Here is a 26,005-nt window from a genome sequence, read left to right as displayed (position 1 = left end):
GACGGGACGGCTAGTCGGCGCGGTTGTTGGCGTAGAAGTCGTTGGCGACCAGCGCCGACTTGCTGTGCGCGTCGTAGGTGCGGTTCGCGTCGGCCTCGGAATAGCCCTGCGCGATCGCGCGCTTGTACATCGCGTAGTATTCGAAGGCCTGCGCGCACATCGTGTCGAGCTGCACGTCGCTCCCCGCGGCGAGCGCGCGGCTGCGGTAGTTCTGCTCGGTGAAGCCCGCGCAGGCCTCGGTCGCGGCGAGGTTGGGCTTGACCGGATAGGGCGCGTTCAGCGGCTCCTCGGCGGCGGGGGCGGGGGAGGCGGCGCCCTCCTCGGCCTCCATCTCGCGGATCGTCTCCTCGAGCATGGCGAGGGTCTCGCGCAGCGTCGAGAGGACGCTCGCGTCCATCCCTGCGGCCTCGCCCTGGGCGAGCATCGCCTTGGTCTCCTCGAGCTGCGCGCGCAATTCGCCCGCGCTCTGCGCCGCCGCGGGCGCTGCGCCCAGCAGGGCGAGCGCCGCCAACCAAGTGTATCGCATAGCCTTGTCTCTCCCCCCTGAAGCGCCCCGATGCACGCGTAACAGGAAGGAGCGGCGGGGGAAAGCCGGGTCGGCCCTCCCCCGCGCGGGGTCCTTGCGGTTACTGCGGATCGGGCGCGGCATCGGCGAGGCGGCGGCGCAGGACCCGCGCGCTCCACCACACCCCGCCGACCGGCACCGCGACCGTGAGCCCAAGGATCAGCACCGCGGCGAGGAAGCCGAGGATCGATCCGACGGAGGACAGCGCGCCCCTGACCGGCGCCATGAAGTCGCGCGCCGCCGCCCCGCCGGTCTCGTAGCGGACGGTGACGCGGCTGTAGGCGACGCGGCCCTGCATCTCCTTCATCCAGCTCCTCGCCTGGTCGATCTCCTCGTTGACGGCAGCGACCGAGCGTTCGGCTGCGATCAGGTCCTCGAGCTTGCCCTTGCGGGTGCGCAGCACCTCCTGGAGCCGGTCGCGCAGGGCGATGCGGGTGGCGAGCCGCGCCTCGGTGTCGACCATCTGCTTGGAGAGCTCCTCCGAGGCGATCTCGGCGGCGATCTGCGTGGCGCCGGCGTCCTCGGCCTCGTCCTCGAGCAGCGCGCCGAAGGCCCGCGCCTGGCGGGTGGCGACCGCCATCTGGAGCTCGCCCGTCACCTCGCCCTCTGCCTCGCCGGTCTTGGTCATGCCGGTGATCTGACAGATCGCGGGGCCCTGCTGCTCGCACAGGCTCGCGTGGCGGCGCTGGAGCGCGCCGATCGCGTCGGCGGGCAATTCCCAGCGGTAGTCGTAGGCATAGGCGAGCTGGGGGAGGGTGACGGGGAGCTTCTCGAGGCTCGGCAGGGTCTTGAAGGTGTCTGCCTGGCGTGTGGCGGCAGGTGGGGCAGCGGTTTCGGTCGCCGCCTCGGCAACGGTTGGATCGTCGGCCGGTTTGCTGCAGGCGGTGAGCATCAGGGCGGTCAGGGAAGCGGCGCAAATCAGGGTCTTACGCATGGGTCTCTCCTCGTGAAGCCGGACTGGTGGAGGCGCGACTCACGTGCTCCGCGTCGGCTTCGCCCCATTTGTGCCTTATTTTCGCCACAATCCAACCACAATTTCGCCTCATTCACGGTGGCGTGACGGCAGCGCCTTTATTTCGCAACCCTGTGGAAACCCCTCTCCCTCGGCGGCGCGCGGATTGGTAAGGGGGGGCATGGCCGCGCCCACCACCACCGACGAGCCCCCCGAAACCCCGGATGACGGCTTCGACGCGATCGTCGATGCGCCCTTCGATGCGGCGCTCTCCGAGCGCTATCTCGTCTATGCGCTCTCGACGATCACCGCGCGCTCGCTCCCGGACCTGCGCGACGGGCTGAAGCCCGTGCACCGCCGCCTGCTCTGGGCGATGCGGCAGCTGAAGCTCAACCCCAACGACGCCTTCAAGAAGTCCGCCCGCGTGGTCGGCGACGTGATCGGCAAGTACCACCCCCACGGCGACGCCTCGGTCTACGACGCGATGGTGCGCCTCGCGCAGGATTTCTCCCTGCGCTACCCGCTGGTCGAGGGGCAGGGGAACTTCGGCAATGTCGACGGGGACAACGCCGCCGCCTACCGCTACACCGAGGCCCGCCTGACCCGCACCGCGCTCGAGCTGATGGCGGGGCTCGACGAGGGCACGGTCGAGTTCCTCCCGACCTACAACGGCGAAGAGATCGAGCCCGAGATCTTCCCCGGCCTCTTCCCCAACCTCCTCGCCAACGGCGCGAGCGGGATCGCGGTGGGGATGGCGACGAGCATCCCCAGCCACAACGTCGCCGAGGTCATCGACGCGACGCTAGAGCTTATCGACAACCCCTCGGTGACCCACGAGCGGCTGATGGAGCTGTTCCACGGCCCCGACTTCGCGACCGGCGGCCACGTGATCGACAGCCCCGCCGTCATCTCCGAGGCCTACCGCACCGGGCGCGGCGCCTTCCGCCTGCGCGGCCGCTTCCGCGCGCCCGAGGCCAAGGACGAGGCCGACATCGCGGCGGGGATCGAGCGCCTCGGCGGCGGCCAGTGGCAGCTCGTCATCTCGGAGATCCCCTACCAGGTGCCCAAGGGCAAGCTCATCGAGCAGATCGCCCAGGCCATCGCCGACCGCAAGCTCCCCATCCTCGAGGACGTGCGCGACGAGAGCGACGAGGCGATCCGCATCGTGATCGTCCCCAAGAGCCGCAACGTCGATCCCGAGCTCCTCAAGGAGAGCCTGTTCAAGCTCACCGACCTCGAGACGCGCTTCAGCCTCAACATGAACGTCCTCGATGCGCGCCCCGGCTTCGGGCGCACGCCGATGGTGATGGGGCTGAAGGAGCTGCTCGAAAGCTGGACCTTCGCGCAGATCGACATCCTCCAGCGCCGCGCCAGGCACCGGCTCGAGAAGATCGCCGACCGGCTCGAGCTGGTGCGCGGCTACATCATCGCCTTTCTGAACCTCGACCGGGTGATCGAAATCATCCGCACCGAGGACGAGCCCAAGCCGGTGATGATGGCCGAGTTCGAGCTCACCGACCGGCAGGCCGAGGCAATCCTCAACATGCGGCTGCGCTCGCTCCGCAAGCTCGAGGAGATGCAATTGCGCAAGGAGCAGGACGAGCTTCTCGCCGAACAGGACGAGCTCGAGAAGCTCCTCGAAAGCCCGGCCCGCCAGCGCACCCGCCTCAAGAAGGACCTGCGCACCCTGCGCAAGGCCTATGCCGAGGACACCCCGCTCGGCCGCCGCCGCACGCTGATCGCCGAGGCCGCGCCGACGATCGCCTTCAGCATGGACGCGATGATCGAGAAGGCGCCGGTGACGGTGATCCTCAGCCAGAAGGGCTGGATCCGCGCGGCATCGGGCCACGTGCCGCTCGACCAGGAATTCAAGTACAAGGAGGGCGACGGCCTCGCCTTCATCTGCCACGCGCAGACCACCGACAAGCTGCTGCTCGCCGCCAGCGACGGACGGTTCTTCACGCTGGGCTGCGACAAGCTCCCCGGCGCGCGCGGCTTCGGCGAGCCGGTGCGCACCATGATCGACCTCGAGAGCGAGGCGAGCGTCTGCGCGATGATGGTCCACAAACCGGGCGGCAAGCTGCTGCTCGCCTCGAGCCACGGCAAGGGCTTCGTCGCGCTGCTCGACGAGCTCCTCGCCGAGACCCGCAAGGGGCGGCAGGTGGTCAACCTCAAGGACGGGGCGAAGCTCGCCGTGATCCGTCCCATCGGCGACACGCACGATCACGTCGCGGTGGTCGGCGACAACCGCAAGCTCGTGGTCTTCAACCTCGAGGAGCTGCCCGTCATGTCGCGCGGGCAGGGGGTGCAGCTCCAGCGCTACCGCGACGGCGGGCTGTCCGACGCGACCACCTTCGTCCTCGCCGACGGGCTCAGCTGGCAGATGGGCGGCTCGGGCGAGCGCACCCGCACCGAAACCGAAATCCGGATGTGGAAGGTCGCCCGCGGCGCCGCCGGGCGGATGCCGCCGCAGGGCTTCCCGAAGTCGGGCAAGTTCGGCTGAGGGTTTCGGGCCTGTCTAGCGACCCGCGTCGCTCGCCTGCGCGAGCTTGCCCGCGGCGGCCTCGGCGATCTGGTCGCGGCTGTAGAGCACCATCAGCTCGCCCTGCGGGCTCACCGCGAAGTGCTCCTTCCTGAGCCGCACCGGCCCCTGCGGGCCCTCGAGCACGATGGCGTCGGCGGCGAGGTCGACCGCCGTCAGCGTGCCGACCGAGCGGCCGCCGGCGGAGATCACCGCCGCGCCTTGCACGAGCTTCGCGTCGCGTTTCACGATCGCCTCGGCGATGCGCTCGTCCATCATCGCGTCGACGAGGTCGCGGGTTGCGTTGACGCTCTTGCCGCTCGGGCCGTCGAACAGGAGGTTGGTGGGGACCGGCGCCTTGTGCTTGCCGGTGTCGATCACCACCACCTGCGCGCCCGCCTCGGCGACCGTGCCGACGGGCTTGCCGTCGGCGCCGTAGATGGTGGTGCCGACGTCCTGCGCGAGGGCGGCGGCGGAGGTGAAGGCCAGCGCGCCGGCGAGGCCTGCGCGGATCATCGGTATCATTGCGAAGTCGTCCCTTTGCTCGAGGCCCGCTGGCGCTCCGCCGATCCCGTGGCGCGGCCCGCGCAGCCTGTGGCCGAGTGCGGACCTATGTGTCCGCCGATGCAGGCGAATCTAAGCTGTGTGACTTACCTGAGACAACCCGTCCGACGGCACGCCACCGCGCATGATGCCCCGTTCAGCCCGAAGCAGGCGCGATAACCGCGATCACGCACCCGCGCGGGCGAGTTCCTCGGTGAGCAGCGTCTCGATGCGCGATTCCTCCGGGAAGTCCTCGGCGATCCAGCGCGCCTCGACCGCCTGGAGGATGCGCGCCACGGCCGGTCCCGCGGTGACGCCGCGGCGGACCACCGCGCCGCCCTTCAGGGGGAAGGCGGGAACCTCCCAGCCCTTGAGCGCCGCCGCCTCCGCCCCGCCGAGCAGCAGGCGGTCGATGGCGACCGGGGGCGTCAGGCGATAGGCGAGGCCCTTGGGATGCACCGCGTCCTCGGCGCGGCGCTCGGCGGCGGCGACGAGGCGGGCGCGCTGCGCCTTGGAGAGCCTGAGGCGCGCGGCGACGGTCTCGGCGACCTCGGGCGAGGGGGGGAGCAGCGCGGCGAGCCGCCGAACGGGATCGGGCGCGAAGCCCTGCGCGGCCTCGGCGGCGATGACGCGGCCGAGCAGCGCGACCTGCGGGGGGCAGGCTTCGGGCAGGATCACCCCGAGCACGCCGCGCGCGCGCATCCGGGCGATGGTCGCGTGGGGGTCGGGCAGGGCGAGCAGCGCGAGGAGTTCGGCGGCGATGCGCTCGCGGCTCAGGCCCTTGAGGGTGTGCGCAAGTTCGGCGCAGGCGTCCTCGGCCTCCGGGTCGAGGTCGGCGCCGAAGCGGGTCTGGAAGCGGTAGTAGCGCAGGATGCGCAGGTGATCCTCGGCGATCCGTGCGCGCGCCGCGCCGATGAAGCGCACCCGGCCCGCCGCGAGGTCGTCGCGGCCGCCGAAGAAGTCCTCGATGGCGAGGGTCTCGGGGTGGGCGTAGAGCGCGTTGATCGTGAAGTCGCGCCGCGCGGCATCCTCGCGCCATTCGGCCGCGAAGGCGATCGTCGCGCGCCGCCCGTCGGTGGCGATATCGCGGCGCAGGGTCGTGACTTCGACCGGGCCGTCCTTGAGGACTGCGGTCACGGTGCCGTGCTCGATGCCGGTCGGGACGGTGCGGATCCCGGCGCGCGCGCAGGCGGCGATCACCTCGGCGGGCAGGAGCGTGGTGGCGGCGTCAACATCGTTGACAGGAACGCCGAGCAGCCCGTCGCGCACCGCCCCGCCGACCCAGCGCAGGTTCTCCGCGCCGAGCGCCTCCGTGAGACGCGCGAGGCCTTCGCGGCGGGTCCATTCGGCAGATTGCAGCGACTTCAGAACCAACCCCGTTTACCCTGAGCTTGTCGAAGGGTCGTCCTTCAACCTCGATTCAGCGCTAGAAGAAAAGGCAGGGCTTCGACAAGCCTGCCCTGGGCCTGTTCAGGCCGAACGGACCGGGAGTTCGAGATCCTCCATCCGGATTCGTTTCGACAGGTTGGCGATGATCGCCGCGGTCACGCCCCAGATGCGGAAGCCCTGCCATTCCATCTCGAGATAGCGCCGCGTCGCGCCGCGCCAGAACACCGCGTTGGCGGTCCAGCTTGCCGGATCGAAGAGCAGGCCGAGCGGCGCCTCGAACCACGCCTCGACCTCGGTCGGGTTGGGCCTCAGCTCGAGCCCCGGCGGGACGAGGCCGACGACGGGCGTGACCAGGAAGCCGGTGCCGGTGTGGTAGATGTCGCTGGTGCCGATCACCTGCACGGCGGAGCGGGGGAGGGCGAGCTCCTCCTCGGCCTCGCGCAGGGCGGCGGTGACCGCGTCCTCGCCGGGATCGATCTTGCCGCCGGGGAAGGCGACCTGCCCGGGGTGGTCGCGCATCCCGCGGGGGCGCTGGGTGAGGATCACCTGCGGGTCGTCGGGCACATCGGTGATCGCGATCAGCACCGCGGCAGGGGTGGCGCGGCCGTCGGTGGCGAACTGCGCGTCGCTCAGCAGCCCCTCGACCTCGCGCGCATGGCCCTCGGCAAAGGCGCGGGCGAGCGCGTCGTGGAGGCTCGGCGGCGGCGGCGGCGTCATGGGAGGAGGCGGAAGCGCGCGCCCTTGCTGGCGACCTGCCAGCCGTTCGCCTCGGCGCCCTCGGCGAGCGCGATCTCGGCGAGCTGCGCCCAGGTCGAGCGGTTGAGGCGCGCCTCGCAGCCGCGCCGCGCCATGAGGTAGACGGCGGGGTTCTCCGCCTCGCCCTCGGCGCGCAGGGGGTGGTCGGGACCGGCGATCACGAGGTCGTCGGTGTTGAGCCGGAAGGCCAGCGCATCCTCGGCGCGCACGCAGTCGACGGCGATGAAGGCGGCGTCCTCGACCTCTATGCCGAGCTTCTCGAAGGGGGTGACGAGCCAGTGCTGCCCCGCGCCGTCGCGGGTCAAGAGGCTCGCGAAGGCGCGCACCATCGCCTCGCGGCGGATCGGCGCGCCCTCGTGGAACCACGTCCCGTCGGCGGCGATGCGCATGTGGCTCTCGCCCGCCTTCTCCGGGGTCCAGGTCTCGACCGGCGGGAGCTTGCGCTCCTCGACCAGCGCGGCGATCTGGGCGAGGGTCAGGCCGGCGAGATGCGGGGGCGGTTCATAGGGCATGAGATCCCAGGGGATGGCAGATGCGGACTGCGAGGTGAAGGGGGTAAGGCTACGCACCACCCCACGGGCCGAGCATCCCGTCGGCGGGCATGGCGGCAAGGCCGTGGCCGCGCGCGAGCAGGCGGTGCTGTTCATAGGGCCCCGGACAGCGCCACCCGCCGGTCATCGCCGCCGAGAAGCCCCAGCGGCCGTAATACTCGGCGTCACCGATCAGCACCTGCGGGAGTCCTTGCTGTCCTACCGCTTCGCTGCTTGAGGACAAGCGCCCGCCGGTCGCGGCGAGCCGCGCATCCTCGGCGATCATCGCGCTCATGAGGCCGATGCCGAAGCCCTCGCCCTGGCGCTCGGGGACCACCGCGACCGGCCCGACCATCACCAGCGGGACCTGGCCCTCCTTCGTCTGGAGCCCGATCGGCCAGCACTGGATCGTGCCGACCAGCATGTCGTCCTCGTCGAGGGCGGCGAGGCTCAGGCCCGGCAGCCAGTCCATCCCCGCCCGGATCCGGTAGGCGGTGCGCGCGAAGCGGTCGGGGCCGAAGGCGCGGTCGAGCACTTCCTCGACCATCGCCGGATCGACCGCCTCGAGCGGGATGATGGTGGCGCTCGCCGCGAGGGGGGAGGGGGTCGCCATCAGCGCGGGGTCAGCCTGAACAGCCGCGCGCCCTTGCCGTCCTCGGCGACATAGACCGCCCCGTCCGGCCCCTGCGCGAGCGCGCGCAGGCGCTTCTCGAAACCGTAGCGCGCCGCCTCGCGCGCGCTTTCCCCGTCGAGCGCGACGTCGACCAGCGCCTGCGAGCCGAGCCCTGCCATCAGCGCATGGCCCTGCCAGGCGGGGAAGAGCGCGCCCGAATAGATCAGCATGTCGCCCGGCGCGATCACCGGGGTCCAGCTCAGCGCGGGCTGGGCGAAACCGTCCGACGGCTCGTGATCGGGGATCGGGTCGCCGTTGTAGTGCTCGCCGTTCGAGCGCACCGGCCAGCCGTAATTCGCGCCGGGCTTGACGAGATTGAGCTCGTCGCCCCCCGCCGGGCCGTGCTCGACCTCCCACAGCCGCCCCGCCGCGTCCCAGTCGATCCCGAGGATATTGCGGTGCCCCATCGACCAGATCTCCGCCGAGACCCCGCCCTTGGCGGCAAGCGGATTGCCCGCGGCGGGCGTGCCGTCGGGATTGAGGCGCACGATCTTGCCGAGCGTCACCGCGGTGTCCTGCGCGGGGGCCATCTTCTGCCGCTCCCCGCTCGCGACGAAGAGATACTTGCCGTCGGGCGAGAAGGCGAGGCGGTGTGAATAGTGCCCGCGCCCCGTCACCTTGGGGGTCTGGCGCCAGATCACCGAGAAGCCCTCGAGCGCGCAGGCGGTCGGCTGCGGACACACCAGCTTCCCGCGTCCCACCGCCGCGCCGCGGGTGTCGCCCTCGCCGGCCTCGGCCCACGAGAGGTAGATCGTCCGCCCGCCCAAAGTCGCCGAAGTCTCCCCCGGCAGGAAGGCCACGTCGCCGAGGCCCCCCTGGCCGCCGTAGTCGACCGCGGGCACCCCGCTCACCGTGCCGACCGTGCCGGTGACGGTGTCGACGAACTTCAGCTTGCCCGATTTCTCGGTGACGAACAGGGTGGCGGTGCCAGGCGCGAAGGTGATGGCCCAGGGCTCCTCGAAGGTGCCGACCGCGCTCGTCCTGAAGGGCGTGGCGGGCCCGGTGGTGGCGACGATCTCGCCCTCGCTCCCGGCGGCGCTTTCCCCGGTTTCGGCGTTGGCACAGCTTGCCAGCAGCAGCGCTGGGGTCGAAAGAGCGGCGAGCAATCGGGCAGAACGGGTCATGCTAGGGGTCACTCCGGGTTCCAAGGTCGGGCGCGAGCGCGTCGTCATCGGGGTCGACGAGGCGGGCCGCGGTCCGCTCGCCGGGCCGGTGGTGGCCGCGGCGGTGGTGCTGGGGCGGGCGATACCGCCCGGGATCGACGATTCCAAGCGCCTTTCGCCCACCCGCCGCGCGAGCCTCGACAAGGCGCTGCGCGAGGGCTGCGACTGGGCCGTGGCGGTGGTCGAGCCTGAGGAGATCGACCGGGTCAACATCTTCATGGCGACGATGCTGGCGATGACCCGCGCGGTCGCCCGGCTGACCGAGGTGCTCGGCTGCGAGACGCAAGAGGTGCTGATCGACGGCAACCTCACCCCCCACGGCCGCTGCGAGGGCTGGTGCTGGCCCGCCCGCCCGATCGTCGGCGGCGACGCGCTCGAACCGTGCATCTCGGCCGCCTCGATCATCGCCAAGGAATGGCGCGACCGGCTGATGTGCGAATACGCCGAGGCCCACCCGCACTACGGCTGGGAGCGCAACAAGGGCTACGGCACGGCCGAGCACCTCGAGGCCTTGCGGCTGCACGGCCCCAGCCCCCTTCACCGCCGCAGCTTCGCGCCGGTCGCGCAACTGGTGCTGATCTAGGTCGCGATCCTCTTCGTCTCGTCACCCCAGCGAAAGCTGGGGCCTAGAGCCGCGCGGAGCAGCATTTGCGGCCCTACGTCCCAGCTTTCGCTGGGATGACAAGTTGAGGTGAACTGAGTCCTCCCCGCCACACCCCCACATCCGGAGTCCCCCAGCGCGGCGCGGACTCAACATCTTGTGCCGGACTCGTTTCGTTCCGCCGCCGCGCCCCGTCGCACACCAAACCCCGCGCGAAATGAGGGGCTTGACGCGGACTCCTCGAAGACTCATGCCTGTGGATAAATCAGCGGACATGACAGGCGAGGCTCCCGTGGCGAGTGTGATGGAAAAGGTGAAGACGCGCGCGAAACGCGTTGAGAAAGCGCAGGAAACCGCGCGCGCGTCCGCTCTTCCGCTGGGCCGCATCCTGCCGGGCGACTGCATCGCGGCGATGCGCTCGCTGCCCACCGCCTCGGTCGACCTCGTCTTCGCCGATCCGCCCTACAACCTCCAGCTCGGCGGCGACTTGAACCGCCCCGACGGCAGCCATGTCGATGCCGTGACCGATCACTGGGACCAGTTCGATTCCATGGCCGCCTACGACACGTTCACCCGCAAATGGCTGACCGAGGCGCGCCGTGTGCTCAAGCCCGACGGCGCGCTGTGGGTGATCGGCAGCTACCACAACATCTTCCGCGTCGGCTCGATCCTCCAGGACCTCGGTTTCTGGATCTTGAACGACATCGTCTGGCGCAAGACCAACCCCATGCCCAACTTCAAGGGCACGCGCTTCACCAACGCCCACGAGACGCTGATCTGGGCGAGCATGGGCGAGAAGGCGCGCTACCACTTCAACTACCGCGCGATGAAGACCCTGAACGACGAGCTCCAGATGCGCTCGGACTGGGTGCTGCCGATCTGCGCCGGGGGCGAGCGGTTGAAGGAGAACGGGAGGAAGGCGCACCCGACCCAGAAGCCCGAGGCGCTGCTCTACCGCGTGCTGCTGGCGACCACCGAGAAGGGCGACGTGGTGCTCGATCCCTTCTTCGGCACGGGCACGACCGGCGCGGTGGCGAAGCGGCTGGGGCGCGCGTGGATCGGCTGCGAGCGCGAGGATTTCTACCGCGCCGTCGCCGAGAAGCGCATCGCCCGCGAGCTGCCGCTCGACGAGAGCGCGCTGACCACGATGCAGTCGCCGCGCAGTGCGCCCAAGGTGGCCTTCGGCGCGGTGGTCGAGGCCGGGCTGATCCCGCCGGGCTCGCAGATCTTCGACCGCAAGCGCCGCTGGGTGGCGACGGTGCGCGCCGACGGCTCGCTCGACTGCGGCGGGCAGACGGGCTCGATCCACGGGCTCGGCAAGGACCTGCAAGGCGCGCCCTCGTGCAACGGCTGGACCTTCTGGCACTACGAGCAGGGCGGCGAGGTCCAGCCGATCGACGCCGCGCGCCAGCTTTACCTCCTCGCGGCGGAGGACTGACGGACGCGCGGCATGGACCAGAAGGTCTATATCCACCCGCTCACGCTCGTCTCCGGCCCGCAGGCGGTGGACGGCGCGGCGGTGCGATTGGGCGGCTCGATGGCCTATGCCCGCGAGTTCGCGCTGGTGGTGCGCGAGGGGGGTGAAGTTCGCGCGCGCTCTGTAGGAACGCCCGATGAAACCCGGGCGGCGATCGCGCGGCTTCCTTCAGGGCTCGCCGCACAAGCCGCGCGGCAATGGGACAACCTCACGCGGGTCCACCCTCCGCTCGAACTTGGAAGCCGCACGATCCGGCTCGATCAGCCGCAGGTGGTTGGCATCCTCAATGTGACCCCCGACAGCTTTTCCGACGGCGGCCAGCACGACGCCCTCGAGGCGGGGCGTGCCCACGCCGCCGCGATGCTGGAGGCAGGCGCGGCGATCATCGACATCGGCGGGGAGAGCACCCGCCCGGGCGCCGCGGCCACTTTCGAGGACGAGGAGATCGGCCGCATCCGCCCCGCTGTGGAATATTGCGCCGGAATGGGCGCCGCGATCAGCCTCGATACCCGCCGCGCGGGCGTGCTTGCTGCGGGGCTGGACGCGGGCGCGCATATGGCGAACGACGTTTCGGCGCTGCGCTATGACCCCCGCTCGATCGAGGTCGTCGCGGCGCGGGGCTGCCCGGTGATCCTGATGCACGCCCCCGGCGCGGGCGAGGATCTACACGCAGGCGGCACCTATACCGATGTGGTCAGCGAGGTGTTCGATTTCCTCGCCGCCGCGCGGGACCGGGCGGTGGCTGCGGGGATCGAAGAGAGCCGCATCATCCTCGATCCGGGCATCGGCTTCGGCAAGTCGCTCGCCGAGAACCTCAGCCTTATCAACGCCCTGCCGCTGTTCCACGCGCTCGGAAGCCCGCTCATGCTGGGCGCGAGCCGCAAGCGGATGATTGGCGCGCTGTCGAGCGAGGAGCCTGCCGACCGCCGGCTCGCGGGCTCGCTGGCGCTGGCGCTCAGGGGGATGGAGGCGGGCGTCCACCTGCTGCGGGTCCACGATGTCTCCGAGACGGTGCAGGCGCGGAACGTGTGGCGGGGGCTGCGGGACTCAGCTTTGACCGATTTCAGCACGCTCCCCGAGGCATGACCGCTGCGGCGAATGTTTCACGTGAAACATCGCCAAAACCGCCTCTGACGCCTCCTCCAAGCGGGGTCTGCACCGCACTTGGGCGGGGCTAAAGCGGGTCTAAGCGGGGGGGTAGAGGGGGTGTGGAGCCCGCCTGGCCTCACGCACCCCCGTTCCCGCGCCGCCTCAGCCCGGCGAGGCCGCGCTTCCTGCCAGCAAACCACCGTCGAGCGTCAGCTCCGCGCCGGTCATGTAGGCGCTCTCCTCGCTGGCGAGGAAGACGCACAGGGCGGCGACTTCCTCCGGCGTGCCGAAGCGCTTCAGCGGCGTGTCGGCGACCAGCGCCGCCATGTTCGCCTCGCGCTCCGGCCCTTGCCCGAGCATCGGCTCCCACATCCCGGTCAGCACCGCGGCGGGGTGGACCGAGTTGCAGCGCACCTGCCAGCCTTGCTGCGCGGCGTAGAGCGCCACGGACTTCGAGTGGTTGCGGATCGCCGCCTTCGACGCCGCATAGGCCGCCGCTCCCGGAATCCCCACCAGCCCCGACCGGGACGAGATGTTGATGATCGAGCCTCGCTGCCGCTCCCGCATCGCCCGCAGGGCATAGCGGCAGCCGAGGAAGGTGCCGTCGGTGTTGACCGCATGGACCGCGCGCCAGTCGGCAAGGCGCGCGTGCTCGGGATCGTGGGGGACCATGCCGCCCTCGAACCCGGTGATCCCGGCATTGTTGACGACCACGTCGGCGACCGGGTGGCGAGCGAAAAGCGCCTCCCAACCGGCCTCGGAGCGGACGTCGAGGTGAAGGTAATCGGCGCCGAGCGCGGCAGCCGACGCGCGGCCCGCCTCGTCATCGATGTCGGTGAGGAGGACGCGCGCGCCCTCGGCAATGAAGGCGGCGCAAATGGCGCGGCCGATGCCGCGGGCAGCGCCGGTGACGACGCAGAACGCGCCTTGAAGTCTGGGCATGGGGAAACCTCGGAGGATGGGAAGTGAACGTGAGGACGCGGGCACTGAGCCGCACCCGGTATCGCTGTTGCCGCCTTAGCGGTTACGCTTGTTCACTTGACCCACTCCTGCCTGAGGCGCGCGCCTTTGTCGCGGGCGGCGCGCGCTGTCAAGGCTCAGAGCGTGAAGCCGCCGTCCGATACGAGCACGTGGCCGGTGACGTTCGCCGCCCCGTCGCCGAGCAGGTAGAGGATGCTGTCGGCGATCTCGTCGGAGGAGGCGAAGCGGCCCGAAGGGGTGGTCTTGGCCATCGCCTTCAGCGTCGCCTCGCGGCCGATCGCGGCAACAGAGGCCTGGAAATCCGCGCCGCTTTCCCAAATCGCGGTGTCGACCCCGCCGGGCGCGATCGCGTTGACGCGGATACCTTTGCGCGCGTTCTCGGCCGCGGCGATGCGCGCCATGTGGGCGACTGCCGCCTTGGAGACGCCGTAAGGCCCGATCCCCGGCACCGGCTTGAGGCCGGTGGTGGAGGAGACCACCACGACGCTCCCCGCCTTGCCTTCCATCGCCCGCAAGGAATGGGCGAGCGTCAGGAACGCTCCGTCGAGATTGACCGCCATCACGCGGCGCCATTCGGCCAGCGAAACCGCCGAAATCGGGCCCCCTGACCCTATGCCAGCATTGACCACGGCATGGTCTAGACCGGCCAAGAGGGGGTCCAGACCAACCCAGAGCGCCTCGTCGGCGACGCTGCCGGTAATGCGGTGGACCTCGCAGCCGGGAAGATCGAGCGCATCGAGCCCCGCCCCGTCGACATCGACCAGCACCAGCTTGGTGGCACCCCGCGCCACGAGCGCCCTGGCACAGGCCGCGCCGATGCCCGAAGCCGCCCCGGTAACGAGCGCCGAGCGCCCCGCGAAATCGTTGATGATCGTCATGCGTCGCGCGCTAGGACGATCGGGCCGTCGCCTCAAGCCGCGTTGTCGATCCCGAGGTCGGAGAGCTTGCGGTAGAGGGTCGAGCGGCCGATGCCGAGCCTGCGCGCGACTTCGGTCATGCGTCCGCGGTAATGGCCGATGGCGAGGCGGATCACGTCGGCCTCGATCTCTTCCAGGGGGCGCAGGTTGCCGTCGGGGGTGTAGAGCGTGATGCCCACGCCCTCGTGGGCCGAGGTGACCGGGCCGAAGTCCTGCTCGCCGAGCATTTCCGACAATTGCGGGAAGCTGTCGGCGGTGAGCGAATTGCCCTCGCAATAGACCGCCGCGCGGAACAGCACCGATTGCAGCTGGCGGACATTGCCCGGCCAGTCATAGGCCGCGAGCAGCGCCAGCGCGCTCTCCGAGATCGAGAGGTGGTTCAAACCCGGCTGCTCGCCGATCCGGGCGAGGAAGTGGCGGGTGAGGGCGGGGATGTCGCCGGTGCGCTCGCGCAGGGGCGGCAGGTGGATGCGGGTCGCCGAGAGCTTCGCGGCGAGCCCCGCATCGAACTGGCCCGAGGCGAGCAGGCGGTCGAGCCCGACATTGCAGGTGACCAGCAGGCGCACGTCGACGCGGAAGCCGTAGCTCGCGCCGACCGGGCGGATGATCCCGCTCTCGAGCGCATCGGCGAGGCGCTGCTGGGTCGCGGGGGTGAGGCGGTCGATCTCGTCGAGGATCAGCGTGCCGCCGTCGCTATGCTGGAAGGCACCGATCTGGCGGTCGAAGGCGCCGGGGAAGGAACCGGGCTCGTGGCCGAACAGCACCGAATCGATCGAGCCGGGCGGGATCGAGGCGAGGTTGACGATCCTGAGCGGCTCCTTGGCGCGCGGGGAGGCGCCGTGCATCGCGCGCATCAGCATTTCCTTGCCCGTTCCGCTCTCGCCCTCGATGAGGACGTGGCCGTGCCCGCGCGCCGCCTTGGCGGCCTGGGCGAGCGCGGCGCGGAAGCTGGGCGCGGTGCCGATCATCGCGTCGAAATCGAGATGCGCGGCGATCTTCTCGGTAAGCGGGGCGAGCTCGTCGCGTGGGGCCTCGCGGGTGGTGACAGAGCGCAGCGCCTCCATCAGCCGGCCCGGGGAGACGGGCTTGACGAGATAGTCCGACGCGCCCGCGCGCATCGCCTCGACGGCGAGCAGCGGCGAGGCGCTGGTGGTCAGCATCAGGATGGGGAGCGCGGGCCGGCGCGACTTCAGCTCGGCGATCAGCGCGCAGGCATCGTCGCCCGGCACCCACTGGTCGAGCAGGATCGCGGAGAGCTGCATCCCCTCGCGGGTGCCGAGCATGGCGATGGCGGTCTCGGCATCGGGGGCGACGATGGTGCGCCACCCGTCGCGCGCGGCAATCGCGGTGATGAGCCGGCCCTGGGCGGGCTCGTCGTCGATCAGCATGACGATTCGCGCGTCCTGTTCGGCGTGGGGGAGGCTGTCCATCTCGGCCATCGGTGCTGCTGCTCGCTGTTCCCTCGTCCTCTTGGGGGCGGCGGCCCCCGATCCGACATCGGTCCTGCATAGGGGCGGCAGGTAAAGACGGGATTAAGACTGTGCCGCTGCGGGACAGTCGGGGAGAAATGCGCGGGCGGGGGACGGCGGCGTTCCTCTCACTAAAGGTGACTTGGAATCGCCTCGCAGCTTCGATACGTGAGCCGGCAGGGGGCAATCCGTCCCGACTTTTCTCAAGCCACGCGGCAACCAATCGCTCGCCCGAGCGTTCGGGGCCCAAGGGGAAACACAAGATGACTGTTCACGACATGGAAAAGGCCCAGGCCACCTACAGCGGCTTCATGGGCACGCTCAAATGGGCCGTCCCGGTGATCTTCGTGATCGCCTTCGCCGTCGTCGCGATGATCGCCAGCTGACGGCCCACACGTGAAGATCGCCATCCTGAAGGAGCGCGCCCCGGGCGAGACGCGCGTCGCCGCCACGCCGGAAACGGTGAAGAAGTTCGCTGCGCTCGGCCTTGCGGTCGCGGTCGAGGCGGGCGCGGGGGTCGTCTCCTCGTGTCCCGACGCCGCCTACGCTGAGGCCGGCGCGAGCGTCGGCACGGCCGCGGCGACGGTCAAGGATGCCGATATCGTGCTCGGCATCCAGGCGCCGGAGGTCAAGCTCCTGAAGGGCGCGAAGCCCGGGGCGTGGGTGGCGGCGCTGTTCGATCCCTTCGCGAAGAAGGACCTGGTCGAGGCCTATGCCGCCGCCGGCTTCGAGGCGCTGTCGATGGAGTTCATGCCGCGCATCACCCGCGCGCAGTCGATGGACGTGCTGTCCTCGCAGTCGAACCTCGCGGGCTACAAGGCGGTGCTGGCGGCGGCGGACGCCTATGGGCGCGCCTTCCCGATGATGATGACCGCGGCCGGCACGGTGCAGGCCGCGCGGGTGTTCATCATGGGCGTCGGCGTCGCGGGCCTCCAGGCGATCGCGACCGCACGGCGGCTGGGCGCGCAGGTCTCGGCGACCGACGTGCGCTCGGCGACCAAGGAGCAGATCCTCTCGCTCGGCGCCAAGCCGATCTTCGTCGAGAACGTCGCCGGGATCGAGGGCGAGGGCTCGGGCGGCTACGCGACCGAGATGAGCGAGGAATACCAGAAGGCGCAGGCCGAGCTGGTCTCCAGCCACATCGCCAAGCAGGACATCGTCATCACGACGGCTCTGATTCCGGGGCGCGCTGCCCCCAGGCTCATCACCGACGCGCAGATCGCGACGATGAAGCCCGGCAGCGTGATCTTCGACCTCGCGGTGGCGCAGGGCGGGAATGTCGAGGGCTCGGTGGCCGACGAGGTGGTGGTCCGCCACGGCGTCAGCATCATCGGCTATTCGAACACCCCCGCGCACCTCCCCGCCGACGCCTCGGCGCTGTTCGCGCGCAACCACTACAACTTCCTCAGCGCCTTCTGGGACAAGGAGCAGGGCAAGCCCGTGCTCGACGAGGAAATCGGCAATGCGATCCGGCTCACGCAGGGCGGCAAGGTCGTCAACGAACGGCTTCAGGGGGCCTGACCCGATGGACTTCATCTCAATTCTCAGCATCTTCGTGCTGGCCTGCTTCGTGGGCTATTACGTCGTCTGGTCGGTGACCCCGGCGCTGCACACGCCGCTGATGGCGGTGACCAACGCGATCTCCTCGGTGATCATCGTCGGCGCGCTGATCGCCAGCGCGGAGGCGAACAGCCCCATCGCCAAGTATCTCGGCCTGTTCGGCGTGGTGCTCGCGAGCATCAACATCTTCGGCGGCTTCGCGGTGACCGAGCGCATGCTCGCGATGTACAAGAAGAAGGAGAAGTAAGTCATGACCTTCTCGCTTCTCTCCGCCGCGGCCGCCCACGGCGGCGGCACGCCGGCCTGGGCGATGCTCGCCTATCTCGTCGCGGGCGTGTTCTTCATCCTCGCGCTGCGCGGGTTGTCGAGCCCCGCCACCTCGCGCACCGGCAACCGCAACGGCATGATCGGGATGGGAATCGCGGTCGCGACCACGCTCGTCACCCATGACATCGCCAATATCGCCGAAATCCTGATCGCGGTCGGCATCGGCGGCGCGATCGGCGTGGTGGTCGCGCGGCGCATCGCCATGACGCAGATGCCCGAACTGGTCGCGGGCTTCCACTCGCTGGTGGGCCTTGCGGCGGTCGTCGTCGGCTTCGGCGCGTGGCTCGATCCGCAGTCCTTCGGGATCGTCGACGGCGCGGGGCAGATCCTCGCGGTGAGCCGCATCGAACTCGGCCTCGGCATCGCCATCGGGGCGATCACCTTCTCCGGCTCGGTCATCGCCTTCATGAAGCTGTCGGGCCGGATGAGCGGCTCGCCGATCATGCTGCCGGGCCGGCACGTGATAAACCTCGGCACGCTCGCCGCAATCCTCGGTCTGATCGCGCTCTACACCGTCTCGCCGCAGGGCGCGGCGGGCGAGGGCTGGATGGTCATCGCGGTCGCGGTGCTCGCCTTCCTGATCGGCTTTCTGCTCATCATCCCGATCGGCGGCGCGGACATGCCGGTGGTCGTCTCGATGCTCAACTCCTACTCGGGCTGGGCCGCGGCGGCGATGGGCTTCACCCTCGGCAACACCGCGATGATCATCACCGGCGCGCTGGTCGGCTCCTCGGGGGCGATCCTCAGCTACATCATGTGCCGCGCGATGAACCGCAGCTTCCTCAGCGTGATCGCGGGCGGCTTCGGCGCCGACGCGGGTGCAGGCGGCGGAGCGGGAGGCGCGCGCGAGCAGCGGCCCTACAAGCAGGGCAGCGCCGAGGACGCCGCCTATATGCTCGAGCAGGCCGAGAAGGTCATCATCATCCCCGGCTACGGGATGGCGGTCGCCCAGGCCCAGCACGCGCTGCGCGAAATGGCCGACAAGCTCAAGGAAAAGGGCGTCGAGGTGAAGTACGCCATCCACCCCGTCGCGGGCCGCATGCCGGGGCACATGAACGTGCTCCTCGCCGAGGCCTCCGTGCCCTATGACGAGGTCTTCGAGCTCGAGGACATCAACTCCGAGTTCGCCCAGTGCGACGTCGCCTTCATCATCGGTGCGAACGACGTGGTGAACCCCGCCGCCAAGACCGACAAGTCCTCGCCGATCTTCGGGATGCCGGTGTTCGACGTCGACAAGGCCAAGCAGGTGTTCTTCATCAAGCGCTCGATGGGCGGGGTGGGCTATGCGGGCGTCGACAACGACGTGTTCTACATGAACCAGACCGTCATGCTGCTCGCCGACGCGAAGAAGATGGTCGAGGAAATCGTCAAGTCGCTCGACTGATCGCATCAACCCGAAAAGTGGGAACCGGTTTTCGGACAAGTTGATGCGACAACATAGAGATTCTTGATGCGGAAGCTCGTTATCGGACTGCTGCTGGTCGCGGTTCTGGGGGCGGGGGCGCTGTTCACCGGCCTCGCCAACCCGCTCGTGGCAATGCAGGTCAAGGGCGCGCTGGTCGAATCCGGCATCGGCGAGGAGCGCGCCGAATGCATGGCCGAGCGGATGGTCGACCGGCTCACCCTCGGCCAGCTGTGGAAACTGCGTCAGGGCATGGCCGCGCGAGGTGACGAGCCCGAGGAGGGCTACGGCCTCGGCGAACTCGTCAAGCGCCTGCGCCGCGTCGATGACGGCGAGGCGGTCGCGGTGCTCACCACCAGCGCGGGGCTTTGCGCACTGGGTATCGGGTGAATCCCTTGGCCCCTTCCCAAGGGGAAGGGAGAGAATCTTGCCATGCCGCCCCCCGATGCGCCACAACGGCGGCGGAGAGGGAGATTACCATGAACCGCATCGCTTTCGCCGCCGCGCTGTTCTGCACGGCCGCGCCGCTCGCCGCCGCAACCCACCGCGTCGCGCCCGGCGAGGGCGGGGCCGAGCGCTTGCAGGAGGCGCTGATCCTCGCCGCGCCGGGCGACACGATCGAACTGGGCGAGGGGCGCTTCACGCTCACCGACGGATTGAGCCTCGACGTCGACGGGGTGACGGTGCGCGGCGCGGGGATGGACCGGACCGTGCTAGACTTCACCGGCCAGCAGGGCGCGGGCGAGGGGCTGCTGGTCACCAGCGACAACGTCACGCTGCGGGACTTCGCGGTCGAGAACCCCAAGGGCGACGGGATCAAGTCGAAGGGCGCCGACAACATCGTCTACTCGGGCATCCGCGTCGAATGGACCGGCGGTCCGAAGGAGACCAACGGCGCCTACGGCATCTACCCGGTCGAGAGCACCGGGGTGCTGGTCGTCAACTCCAAGGTCTCGGGCGCGTCGGACGCGGGGATCTATGTCGGCCAGAGCCGCGACATCACGGTGCAGGACAACATCGTCACCTTCAACGTCGCGGGCATCGAGATCGAGAACAGCCGCAACGCGCTCGTCGCCAGCAACATCGCGAGCCGCAACACCGGGGGGCTGCTGGTGTTCGACCTCCCCGGCCTGCCGGTGATGGGCGGGGGCAACGTGATCCTGCGCGAGAACCTGGTGAAGGACAACGACACCCCCAACTTCGCGCCAAAGGGCAATATTGTCGCCTCCGTCCGGCGCGGGACGGGCGTGCTGGTGATGGCGAACGACGGCGTGCTGGTCGAGGGCAACGCCTTCGAGAACAACCCCACCGCCCACGTGATGGTGGTCGCCTATCTCCAGCCCTTCGACGATCCGCGCTACAACCCCTACGCGCGCAACGTGATCGTCGGCGAGAACGCCTTCGGGCGCGGCGGCGACGATCCGCAGCTCGAGGGCAAGGAGATGCTGCTCGCGGCCTTCGGCGGTGCGCTGCCCCCAGTGCTGTGGGACGGGATCGCCGAGGGGGACACGGGGCTGAGGATCGCCAGGGGCGTGTCCGGCTGGACGCTCGGCCTCACCAAGCCCGGCCAGAGCCTCGCCGAAGCGAAGCCCGGTCCGCTGACGCTCACCCCCGTCGCAAGTTGGACCTTCCCCGAGGTCGGCGCCCCCGCAGCGCTGGAGGCGCGGCTGAAGTGAGGCTCGCGGGCGCTCTCCTCGCGCTTTCGCTGGCGACGCTCGGCGGGGTGATGGCGAACGCGCGGCTCGCGGCGCCCCCGGTCGCCGACGCGGCGATCGCCGGGAGCGGCTTTCCGGCGAAGCTCTCGGACTACGGCTTCTTCACGCAAGCGAGGGAGCAGGTGCCGAACCTCGGCGTCCACCCCTATGCGCTCAATACCCCGCTGTGGTCCGACGGGGCGGAGAAGCTGCGCTTCATCTACCTGCCCGACGGCACGCAGCTGACTGCGGCCGGAGCGGGCCTGCTGCAATTCCCGGTGGGCGCCGCGATCATCAAGACCTTCGCTTTCGGCGAGGGCGCCGGGCGGCGGCTGATCGAGACCCGCGTGCTGCTCCACCGCGCCGAGGGCTGGGTGGCGCTCCCCTATCGCTGGAATGCCGAACAGACCGACGCGACGCTCGCGCTCGCCGGCGGGCGCGTGGACCTCACCACCCCGGCGGGTGAGGCAATCTCCTACGCGATCCCGAACAAGAACCAGTGCAAGACCTGCCATAGCAGGGACGGGCAGGTCATCCCGATCGGCCCCAAGGCGCGCAATCTTTCGGTCAAGTGGCTCGCCGAGATGGTGAAGCAGGGCGCGCTCGACCGGGTGCCGCAGGGGGCGGGCACCTTGCCGGTCTGGAGCGCACGCAAGGCCTCCGACCCGGCCGGGCCGCTCGCCCGCGCCTATCTCGATGCGAACTGCGCGCATTGCCACCAGCCCGGCGGCGGGGCGTCGAACTCGGGGCTCGACCTGCGCTGGGAGCAGGCGGACCCGCACGCGATCGGCATCATGAAGCGCCCGGTCGCCGCGGGGCGCGGGGCGGGGGGCAACGACTTCTCGATCGTCCCCGGCCACCCCGAGCAGTCGATCCTGCTCTACCGCATGGACAGCGCCGAGCCCGGCATCGCCATGCCCGAGCTCGGCAAGAGCAGCATCGACAGGGAGGGCGTCGCGGTGGTGCGGCGCTGGATTGCGGAGATGAGGCCGTGATGAAGTGGATTTGGCGCGGGCTTCTGGTGCTGGTCGCGGTGCTGGTGATCGCCTTCCTGATCTTCCGCACCCCCGACACCGACGCGGCCGCAATGCGCGCCAAGTACGGCGGGGCGCCCTCGCAGTTCGTCGACATCGGCGACGGCGTCACCGTCCACCTACGCGACGAGGGGCCGCGCGATGCGCCCGCGATCATCCTCCTCCACGGCTCCAACGCCGATCTCCACACCTGGGAGCCGTGGGCCGAGGCGCTCAAGGGGCGCTACCGGGTGATCCGCTTCGACCAGGTCGGCCACGGCCTCACCGGGCCGGACCCCAAGGACGACTACTCGACCGCCAACTACGTCGCCGACATCGGCGCAGTGGCGGACAGGCTGGGGGTGAAGACCTTCGTCCTCGGCGGCAATTCGATGGGCGGCAAGCACGCGCTCGCCTTCGCCATTGCCCACCCCGAGCGGCTCACCGGCCTCGTGCTGGTCGACGGCAGCGGCGGGCCGATGCTCAAGCTCGCCGCCAAGGACGAGAAGAAGGGCAGCGGCAACATCGGCTTCACGATCGCGCGGATGCCGGGGGTCAACCTGCTGGTCGAGCAGATCACCCCGCGCCCGCTGATCGCGCAGAGCCTCGAGCAGTCGGTGTCGGTCAAGTCGATCGTCACCCCGGCGATGGTCGACCGCTACTGGGAGCTGCTGCGTTATCCCGGCAACCGCCGCGCGACCCTCAAGCGCTTCAGCCAGCCCTACGACGCGCTTGCCGAGGGCGACATCGCAAAGGTCCGGGTGCCGACCCTCATCCTGTGGGGCGAGGAGGACCGGCTGATCCCGGTCGAGGCGGGGCGCTGGCTGGCGAAGACCCTGCCGAACAATACCCTCGTCACCTACCCCAAGATCGGCCACCTGCCGCAGGAGGAGGCGGCCGCGCAGACCCTCGCCGCGCTCGAACCGTGGCTTGTGGAACACGCCGCGCCGCCAAAGTCCCGACAACCTAGCCCATGAGCGCGCGCCCTCTGGACGCGAGGAACGCTTGCGCCCTAGAGCCGTTCGCATCCGCAACAGGAAAATGAAGGGGCGACGCCGCCTTGCGCAAACTCGGGATCATCGGCGGCATGAGCTGGGTGTCGACCGCCACCTATTACGACCGCATCAACCGCATCGTCCAGAAGCGCGCCGCCCCGATGGCGAGCGCCCCGCTGCTGATCGAGAGCCTCGACTTCTGCCAGCTCTACGCGCTCGTCGAGGAGCGCGACTGGCAGCGCGCCGGCACCGTCATCACCGAGAGCGCCAAGCGGCTCGAGGGGGCGGGGGCCGAGGGCCTCATCATCGGCGCGAACTCGATGCACCGCCTCTACGACGAAGTCGCCGCGGCGGTGAACATCCCGATCCTCCACATCGCCGAATATGTCGGCCTCGCGATGAAGCGGGCGGGCACGACCAGCGCCGCTCTGCTCGGCACGCGCAATGTCATGACCGAGAGCTTCTACAGGAAGCGCCTCGTCGCCCACGGGATCGACCTGCTCCCGCCGGACATGGCCTATGTCGAGATGCTCGACCGGATCATCTACGACGAGCTGATGGTCGGCAAGGTCACGCGGGATGCGGAGCGGCGGATGAAGACGATCATCACCAACACCGCGCAGGAAGGCGCGCAGGCGGTGGTGCTGGCCTGCACCGAGCTGGAGATGGTGGTCGACGTCGACGCGAACGTCCTGCCGATCTTCGACAGCACCCGCATCCACTGCGAGGCGGCGGCGAACTGGATCCTCGGGCAGGAAAGCGTCGCCTAGTGCTCGGTTCGTCGCGTTTTGCTCTTTTGTTGCATTGCACCCCTCGCAACATGGCCTTATCTGACCCGCGGACCCTGTCACCAGACAGGCTCCGGGCTCTCGGGTCGCACCGATGTGCCCGTGGGACCGCGCTCCTCCCCCCCAATCACCGGAGAGCGGTCCCATAACCCTGAGGCCCGCAGGTTTTCCCGCGCTCCCCACAAGGTTCCCGACCTGTTCCGGTTGAGCCGCGCCGCGCGCTCCCCTAATCGCTTCGCCGTGATGTTCCGCGCCCCCTATGCTGCCGATCCCGAGGCCCGCGTACTGCGCGAGTTCGGCGGTCCCTCCGAGGGCGAGCGCCGCGGCCCGCGCAGTGCCTTCCAGCGCGACCGCGATCGCATCATCCACTCGATGAGCTTCCGGCGGCTGAAGTCCAAGACCCAGGTGTTCATCGCCCCCGACGGCGACCATTACCGCACCCGCCTGACCCACAGCCTCGAGGTCGCGCAGATCGGCCGGGTGATCGCCCGCGCGCTGGGGCTCGACGAGGACCTCACCGAGGCGCTGTGTCTCGCCCACGATCTCGGCCACCCGCCCTTCGGCCATGCCGGCGAGGCCGCGCTGTCCGAGGCGATGGAGCGCCACGGCGGCTTCTGCCACAACGCGCAGGCGCTGCGCACGGTGATGCGGATCGAGTGCCCCTATCCCGAGCACGACGGGCTCGACCTCACCTGGGACCTGCTCGAGGGTCTCGCCAAGCACAACGGGCCCGTCGCAGCGCCGAACTGGGCGCTTGCCGAGCTCGATGCCGCCTTCCCGCTCGCGCTCGACACCTGGCCCTCGCTCGAGGCGCAGGTCGCGGCGATCGCCGACGACATCGCCTACGACAACCACGACATCGACGACGGGCTGCGCGCCGGGTTCCTCCAGCTCGACGACCTGCTCGCGCTCGATTTCCTCGCAGACCAGTGGCGGGCGGTCGAAAAGCGCTTTCCCCGCGCCTCCCGCGAGCGTCTGCTGCGCGAGATGGTGCGCGACCAGATCGGGTTGATGGTGAACGACGTGCTGGGGCACACCGCGCGCGAGGTGCGGGGCCTCGGTTCGGTCGCCGAGGTGCGCGCGGCGGGGCGCCGGCTCGCCGGCTTCTCGCCCGCGATGGCCGCGCAGGAGCGGCGCCTCAAGAGCTTCATGTACGAACGCCTCTACTATCACCCCGAACAGGTCGCCGCCGCCGAGCGCGCGCGCGACGTCGTCGCGCGACTGTTCGCGGCCTATGCCGAGGATGCGAGACTGATGCCCGAGGACTGGCAGGCGCGGCTTCCGGCCCGCGATCCGGAGCGTGCCCGGGTGATCGCGGACTTCATCGCCGGCATGAGCGACCGTTTCGCCATGCAGGCGGTCAGCCGGATCTACGGTTCGGCGCCGGAGGGGCTGATCAATGTATGAGCCGCGCGTGACCGGCCCGGTGCGGGTGGCGCTGGTCGGTGCGACCGGCCTTGTCGGGCGGCGGGTGATCGCAATCGCCAGCGCGGGCGACGAGGTGCGCATCCTCGGCATCGCCCGGCGCGAGGCGCCGCTGCCGCTCGGCGCGCGGATGGAGATGTTCGTCTCGGCGCCCGAGAAGTGGGGCGACGTGCTCGACGCAGTTCGCCCGCGCGCGCTGATCTGCGCGCTTGGGACGACGTGGAAGAAGGCGGGCCGCGACGAGGAGGCGTTCCGCGCGGTCGACCAGCATCTCGTGCTCGCCACCGCCGAGGCGGCGAAGCGTGCGGGCGTGCCCAACATGGTGCTGGTCAGCGCCGCCGGGGCCGACCCGCGCTCCAAGAGCTTCTACATGCGGGTCAAGGGCGAGACCGAGGAGGCGCTGACCCGGATCGGCTTCAAGCGGCTCGACATTCTCCACCCCGGCCTGCTCCGCGGCGAGCGGCAGGGCGACCTGCGCTTTGCCGAGCGCGCCGCCCTCATCGCCGCGCCGCTGATCGACCCGCTGCTGTCGGGATCGTGGGAGCGCTATCGCTCGGTCGATGCCGGGCTGGTCGCCGAGGCCGCGCTCGGCCTCGCGCTGCGCCGGGCGGGCGGGCGCTTTACCCACGACAACGAGGCGATGCGCCGCGCCGCGCGCGAATGGCGCCGGGTCGGCGAGAGCGGGGAGATGGCATGAACGGATGGGCTTTGGTGTTCAGCGCCACAAACACGCTGGCGCTCGTCGCATGGGCCATGCTGATCCTGCTGCCGCGCTGGCCCGCGCTGCTCTCGGCGGTGCTCTATCTCGGCGTCGGCATCCTGTGCTTGACCTATGCCACCGGTCTCATCGGTCTCCTCAGCGGCCTCATCCCCAATGCGGGAGGAGGCGGGGCGGACTTCTCGACCATCGCGGGGGTGCGCGCGATCTTCGCGAGTGATGCCGGGGTGGCGATCGGCTGGACGCACTACCTCGCCTTCGACCTCTTCGTCGGCCTGTGGATCGCGCGCGACGCGGACGCCAAGAACATCTCGCGCTTCCTCCAGGCGCCGATCCTGCTCGCGACCTTTCTCGCCGGCCCGCTGGGGCTCGGCCTGTGGCTGCTGATCCGCGAGCCTGCCGCGCGGCGCCAGGGGCGGTTCCGCTAGAACGAGGGCTGGACGAGGCCCGCGAGCGG

At 70.1% G+C, this 26,005-nt stretch carries 27 protein-coding genes; 16 read left to right on the top strand and 11 right to left on the bottom strand.

The genetic code is table 11. The features are described from left to right. Positions 1-10: 10 nt before the first annotated feature. Both ACLBKU_RS00750 and ACLBKU_RS00745 read right to left on the bottom strand, forming a co-directional pair. Entirely contained in the window at positions 11-526 is a 516-nt protein-coding gene (locus ACLBKU_RS00750) for a hypothetical protein (protein WP_410177617.1), read from the bottom strand. Between the two features lie 100 nt (positions 527-626). Next, a complete protein-coding gene (locus ACLBKU_RS00745; protein WP_410177616.1) occupies positions 627-1,499 on the bottom strand; it encodes a DUF4349 domain-containing protein in 873 nt (290 codons plus the stop codon). Between the two features lie 199 nt (positions 1,500-1,698). Here ACLBKU_RS00745 and parC point away from each other — a divergent pair, with 199 nt between their 5' ends. Beyond that, a complete protein-coding gene (gene parC / locus ACLBKU_RS00740; RefSeq protein WP_410177615.1) occupies positions 1,699-4,020 on the top strand; it encodes a DNA topoisomerase IV subunit A in 2,322 nt (773 codons plus the stop codon). Positions 4,021-4,035: 15 nt separating this feature from the next. On the opposite strand, the gene ACLBKU_RS00735 is transcribed toward parC, so the two are convergent. The 6 genes from ACLBKU_RS00735 to ACLBKU_RS00710 form a co-directional block, all read right to left on the bottom strand. Next, complete coding sequence (locus ACLBKU_RS00735) at positions 4,036-4,563, bottom strand: hypothetical protein (RefSeq protein ID WP_410177614.1); 528 nt, start codon at positions 4,561-4,563, stop codon at positions 4,036-4,038. Between the two features lie 204 nt (positions 4,564-4,767). Further along, positions 4,768-5,949, bottom strand: a complete 1,182-nt coding sequence (locus ACLBKU_RS00730; RefSeq protein ID WP_410178978.1) for a CCA tRNA nucleotidyltransferase — start codon at positions 5,947-5,949, stop codon at positions 4,768-4,770. A 102-nt stretch (positions 5,950-6,051) separates the two neighbouring features. Continuing rightward, positions 6,052-6,687, bottom strand: a complete 636-nt coding sequence (locus ACLBKU_RS00725) for a CoA pyrophosphatase (protein WP_410177613.1) — start codon at positions 6,685-6,687, stop codon at positions 6,052-6,054. Continuing rightward, positions 6,684-7,238, bottom strand: coding sequence for a DUF1285 domain-containing protein (locus ACLBKU_RS00720; RefSeq protein WP_410177612.1), 555 nt, complete (start codon positions 7,236-7,238; stop codon positions 6,684-6,686). Before ACLBKU_RS00720 ends, ACLBKU_RS00725 begins: the two co-directional genes overlap by 4 nt. A 49-nt stretch (positions 7,239-7,287) precedes the next feature. Next, positions 7,288-7,869, bottom strand: coding sequence for a GNAT family N-acetyltransferase (locus tag ACLBKU_RS00715; RefSeq protein ID WP_410177611.1), 582 nt, complete (start codon positions 7,867-7,869; stop codon positions 7,288-7,290). Continuing rightward, entirely contained in the window at positions 7,869-9,053 is a 1,185-nt protein-coding gene (locus ACLBKU_RS00710) for a PQQ-dependent sugar dehydrogenase (protein WP_410177610.1), read from the bottom strand. The genes ACLBKU_RS00715 and ACLBKU_RS00710 overlap by 1 nt, the downstream gene beginning before the upstream one ends. Here ACLBKU_RS00710 and ACLBKU_RS00705 point away from each other — a divergent pair. The 3 genes from ACLBKU_RS00705 (at position 9,052) to folP (ending at position 12,256) form a co-directional block, all read left to right on the top strand. Next, positions 9,052-9,675 (top strand): ribonuclease HII, encoded by a 624-nt coding sequence (locus tag ACLBKU_RS00705; RefSeq protein WP_410177609.1) that lies wholly within the window; start codon positions 9,052-9,054, stop codon positions 9,673-9,675. The two genes, ACLBKU_RS00710 and ACLBKU_RS00705, sit on opposite strands and share 2 nt — an antisense overlap. Before the next feature lie 322 nt (positions 9,676-9,997). Beyond that, a complete protein-coding gene (locus ACLBKU_RS00700) occupies positions 9,998-11,131 on the top strand; it encodes a site-specific DNA-methyltransferase (protein WP_410177608.1) in 1,134 nt (377 codons plus the stop codon). Positions 11,132-11,143: 12 nt separating this feature from the next. Beyond that, positions 11,144-12,256, top strand: coding sequence for a dihydropteroate synthase (folP, locus tag ACLBKU_RS00695; RefSeq protein ID WP_410177607.1), 1,113 nt, complete (start codon positions 11,144-11,146; stop codon positions 12,254-12,256). A 165-nt stretch (positions 12,257-12,421) separates the two neighbouring features. Here the strand turns inward: folP and ACLBKU_RS00690 are convergent, their stop codons facing one another. The 3 genes from ACLBKU_RS00690 to ACLBKU_RS00680 all read right to left on the bottom strand — a co-directional run bounded on the left by ACLBKU_RS00690 (position 12,422) and on the right by ACLBKU_RS00680 (position 15,587). Then, a complete protein-coding gene (locus tag ACLBKU_RS00690) occupies positions 12,422-13,201 on the bottom strand; it encodes an SDR family oxidoreductase (protein WP_410177606.1) in 780 nt (259 codons plus the stop codon). Positions 13,202-13,356: 155 nt separating this feature from the next. Beyond that, positions 13,357-14,118, bottom strand: coding sequence for an SDR family NAD(P)-dependent oxidoreductase (locus ACLBKU_RS00685; protein WP_410177605.1), 762 nt, complete (start codon positions 14,116-14,118; stop codon positions 13,357-13,359). Between the two features lie 32 nt (positions 14,119-14,150). Beyond that, positions 14,151-15,587, bottom strand: coding sequence for a sigma-54-dependent transcriptional regulator (locus ACLBKU_RS00680; protein ID WP_410178977.1), 1,437 nt, complete (start codon positions 15,585-15,587; stop codon positions 14,151-14,153). 302 nt (positions 15,588-15,889) lie between these two features. On the opposite strand from ACLBKU_RS00680, the gene ACLBKU_RS00675 reads away from it, so the two are divergent. From ACLBKU_RS00675 to ACLBKU_RS00620, 12 genes are all read left to right on the top strand, one after another. Next, complete coding sequence (locus ACLBKU_RS00675; protein ID WP_410177604.1) at positions 15,890-16,012, top strand: hypothetical protein; 123 nt, start codon at positions 15,890-15,892, stop codon at positions 16,010-16,012. A 10-nt stretch (positions 16,013-16,022) separates the two neighbouring features. Further along, positions 16,023-17,147 (top strand): NAD(P) transhydrogenase subunit alpha, encoded by a 1,125-nt coding sequence (locus ACLBKU_RS00670; protein WP_410177603.1) that lies wholly within the window; start codon positions 16,023-16,025, stop codon positions 17,145-17,147. Positions 17,148-17,151: 4 nt separating this feature from the next. Next, a complete protein-coding gene (locus ACLBKU_RS00665; protein ID WP_410177602.1) occupies positions 17,152-17,433 on the top strand; it encodes an NAD(P) transhydrogenase subunit alpha in 282 nt (93 codons plus the stop codon). Positions 17,434-17,436: 3 nt separating this feature from the next. Continuing rightward, on the top strand, positions 17,437-18,897 hold the full coding sequence (locus tag ACLBKU_RS00660; protein WP_410177601.1) for an NAD(P)(+) transhydrogenase (Re/Si-specific) subunit beta: 1,461 nt from the start codon (positions 17,437-17,439) through the stop codon (positions 18,895-18,897). A 66-nt stretch (positions 18,898-18,963) separates the two neighbouring features. After that, positions 18,964-19,305 (top strand): hypothetical protein, encoded by a 342-nt coding sequence (locus ACLBKU_RS00655; RefSeq protein ID WP_410177600.1) that lies wholly within the window; start codon positions 18,964-18,966, stop codon positions 19,303-19,305. An 89-nt stretch (positions 19,306-19,394) separates the two neighbouring features. Beyond that, positions 19,395-20,591: a parallel beta-helix domain-containing protein gene (locus ACLBKU_RS00650; RefSeq protein WP_410177599.1), complete on the top strand. Its 1,197-nt coding sequence runs from the start codon at positions 19,395-19,397 to the stop codon at positions 20,589-20,591. Then, on the top strand, positions 20,588-21,604 hold the full coding sequence (locus tag ACLBKU_RS00645; protein WP_410177598.1) for an SO2930 family diheme c-type cytochrome: 1,017 nt from the start codon (positions 20,588-20,590) through the stop codon (positions 21,602-21,604). Before ACLBKU_RS00650 ends, ACLBKU_RS00645 begins: the two co-directional genes overlap by 4 nt. After that, on the top strand, positions 21,604-22,599 hold the full coding sequence (locus ACLBKU_RS00640; RefSeq protein WP_410177597.1) for an alpha/beta fold hydrolase: 996 nt from the start codon (positions 21,604-21,606) through the stop codon (positions 22,597-22,599). The genes ACLBKU_RS00645 and ACLBKU_RS00640 overlap by 1 nt, the downstream gene beginning before the upstream one ends. Before the next feature lie 83 nt (positions 22,600-22,682). Continuing rightward, a complete protein-coding gene (locus tag ACLBKU_RS00635; RefSeq protein ID WP_410177596.1) occupies positions 22,683-23,387 on the top strand; it encodes an aspartate/glutamate racemase family protein in 705 nt (234 codons plus the stop codon). 261 nt (positions 23,388-23,648) lie between these two features. Further along, the gene (locus ACLBKU_RS00630; protein ID WP_410177595.1) at positions 23,649-24,812 is read left to right on the top strand and encodes a deoxyguanosinetriphosphate triphosphohydrolase; all 1,164 of its coding nucleotides are present in this window, start codon (positions 23,649-23,651) and stop codon (positions 24,810-24,812) included. Further along, a complete protein-coding gene (locus tag ACLBKU_RS00625; RefSeq protein ID WP_410177594.1) occupies positions 24,805-25,527 on the top strand; it encodes an NAD(P)H-binding protein in 723 nt (240 codons plus the stop codon). Before ACLBKU_RS00630 ends, ACLBKU_RS00625 begins: the two co-directional genes overlap by 8 nt. Positions 25,528-25,541: 14 nt before the next feature. Further along, a complete protein-coding gene (locus tag ACLBKU_RS00620) occupies positions 25,542-25,976 on the top strand; it encodes an ABA4-like family protein (RefSeq protein WP_410177593.1) in 435 nt (144 codons plus the stop codon). Positions 25,977-26,005 lie beyond the last annotated feature (29 nt).

Origin of the sequence: Erythrobacter sp. NE805 (assembly GCF_046452355.1) — a bacterium.
Lineage (GTDB): Bacteria > Pseudomonadota > Alphaproteobacteria > Sphingomonadales > Sphingomonadaceae > Erythrobacter.
Note: the sequence above shows the minus strand (reverse complement) of the source record. Positions and strands in the feature narration are given on the sequence as shown.

Bases quoted from the DNA above. Each gene is read 5' to 3' on its own strand.
- ACLBKU_RS00660 (WP_410177601.1), top strand. From the start codon at position 17,437: ATGACCTTCTCGCTTCTCTCCGCCGCGGCCGCCCACGGCGGCGGCACG.
- ACLBKU_RS00700 (WP_410177608.1), top strand. From the start codon at position 9,998: ATGGAAAAGGTGAAGACGCGCGCGAAACGCGTTGAGAAAGCGCAGGAA.
- ACLBKU_RS00665 (WP_410177602.1), top strand. From the start codon at position 17,152: ATGGACTTCATCTCAATTCTCAGCATCTTCGTGCTGGCCTGCTTCGTG.
- ACLBKU_RS00640 (WP_410177597.1), top strand. From the start codon at position 21,604: ATGAAGTGGATTTGGCGCGGGCTTCTGGTGCTGGTCGCGGTGCTGGTG.
- ACLBKU_RS00745 (WP_410177616.1), bottom strand. From the start codon at position 1,499: ATGCGTAAGACCCTGATTTGCGCCGCTTCCCTGACCGCCCTGATGCTC.
- ACLBKU_RS00710 (WP_410177610.1), bottom strand. From the start codon at position 9,053: ATGACCCGTTCTGCCCGATTGCTCGCCGCTCTTTCGACCCCAGCGCTG.
- ACLBKU_RS00690 (WP_410177606.1), bottom strand. From the start codon at position 13,201: ATGCCCAGACTTCAAGGCGCGTTCTGCGTCGTCACCGGCGCTGCCCGC.
- ACLBKU_RS00685 (WP_410177605.1), bottom strand. From the start codon at position 14,118: ATGACGATCATCAACGATTTCGCGGGGCGCTCGGCGCTCGTTACCGGG.
- ACLBKU_RS00720 (WP_410177612.1), bottom strand. From the start codon at position 7,238: ATGCCCTATGAACCGCCCCCGCATCTCGCCGGCCTGACCCTCGCCCAG.
- ACLBKU_RS00750 (WP_410177617.1), bottom strand. From the start codon at position 526: ATGCGATACACTTGGTTGGCGGCGCTCGCCCTGCTGGGCGCAGCGCCC.
- parC (WP_410177615.1), top strand. From the start codon at position 1,699: ATGGCCGCGCCCACCACCACCGACGAGCCCCCCGAAACCCCGGATGAC.
- ACLBKU_RS00655 (WP_410177600.1), top strand. From the start codon at position 18,964: ATGCGGAAGCTCGTTATCGGACTGCTGCTGGTCGCGGTTCTGGGGGCG.
- ACLBKU_RS00630 (WP_410177595.1), top strand. From the start codon at position 23,649: ATGTTCCGCGCCCCCTATGCTGCCGATCCCGAGGCCCGCGTACTGCGC.
- ACLBKU_RS00715 (WP_410177611.1), bottom strand. From the start codon at position 7,869: ATGGCGACCCCCTCCCCCCTCGCGGCGAGCGCCACCATCATCCCGCTC.
- ACLBKU_RS00680 (WP_410178977.1), bottom strand. From the start codon at position 15,587: ATGGACAGCCTCCCCCACGCCGAACAGGACGCGCGAATCGTCATGCTG.
- ACLBKU_RS00625 (WP_410177594.1), top strand. From the start codon at position 24,805: ATGTATGAGCCGCGCGTGACCGGCCCGGTGCGGGTGGCGCTGGTCGGT.
- ACLBKU_RS00705 (WP_410177609.1), top strand. From the start codon at position 9,052: ATGCTAGGGGTCACTCCGGGTTCCAAGGTCGGGCGCGAGCGCGTCGTC.
- ACLBKU_RS00725 (WP_410177613.1), bottom strand. From the start codon at position 6,687: ATGACGCCGCCGCCGCCGCCGAGCCTCCACGACGCGCTCGCCCGCGCC.
- ACLBKU_RS00675 (WP_410177604.1), top strand. From the start codon at position 15,890: ATGACTGTTCACGACATGGAAAAGGCCCAGGCCACCTACAGCGGCTTC.
- ACLBKU_RS00735 (WP_410177614.1), bottom strand. From the start codon at position 4,563: ATGATACCGATGATCCGCGCAGGCCTCGCCGGCGCGCTGGCCTTCACC.
- ACLBKU_RS00650 (WP_410177599.1), top strand. From the start codon at position 19,395: ATGAACCGCATCGCTTTCGCCGCCGCGCTGTTCTGCACGGCCGCGCCG.
- folP (WP_410177607.1), top strand. From the start codon at position 11,144: ATGGACCAGAAGGTCTATATCCACCCGCTCACGCTCGTCTCCGGCCCG.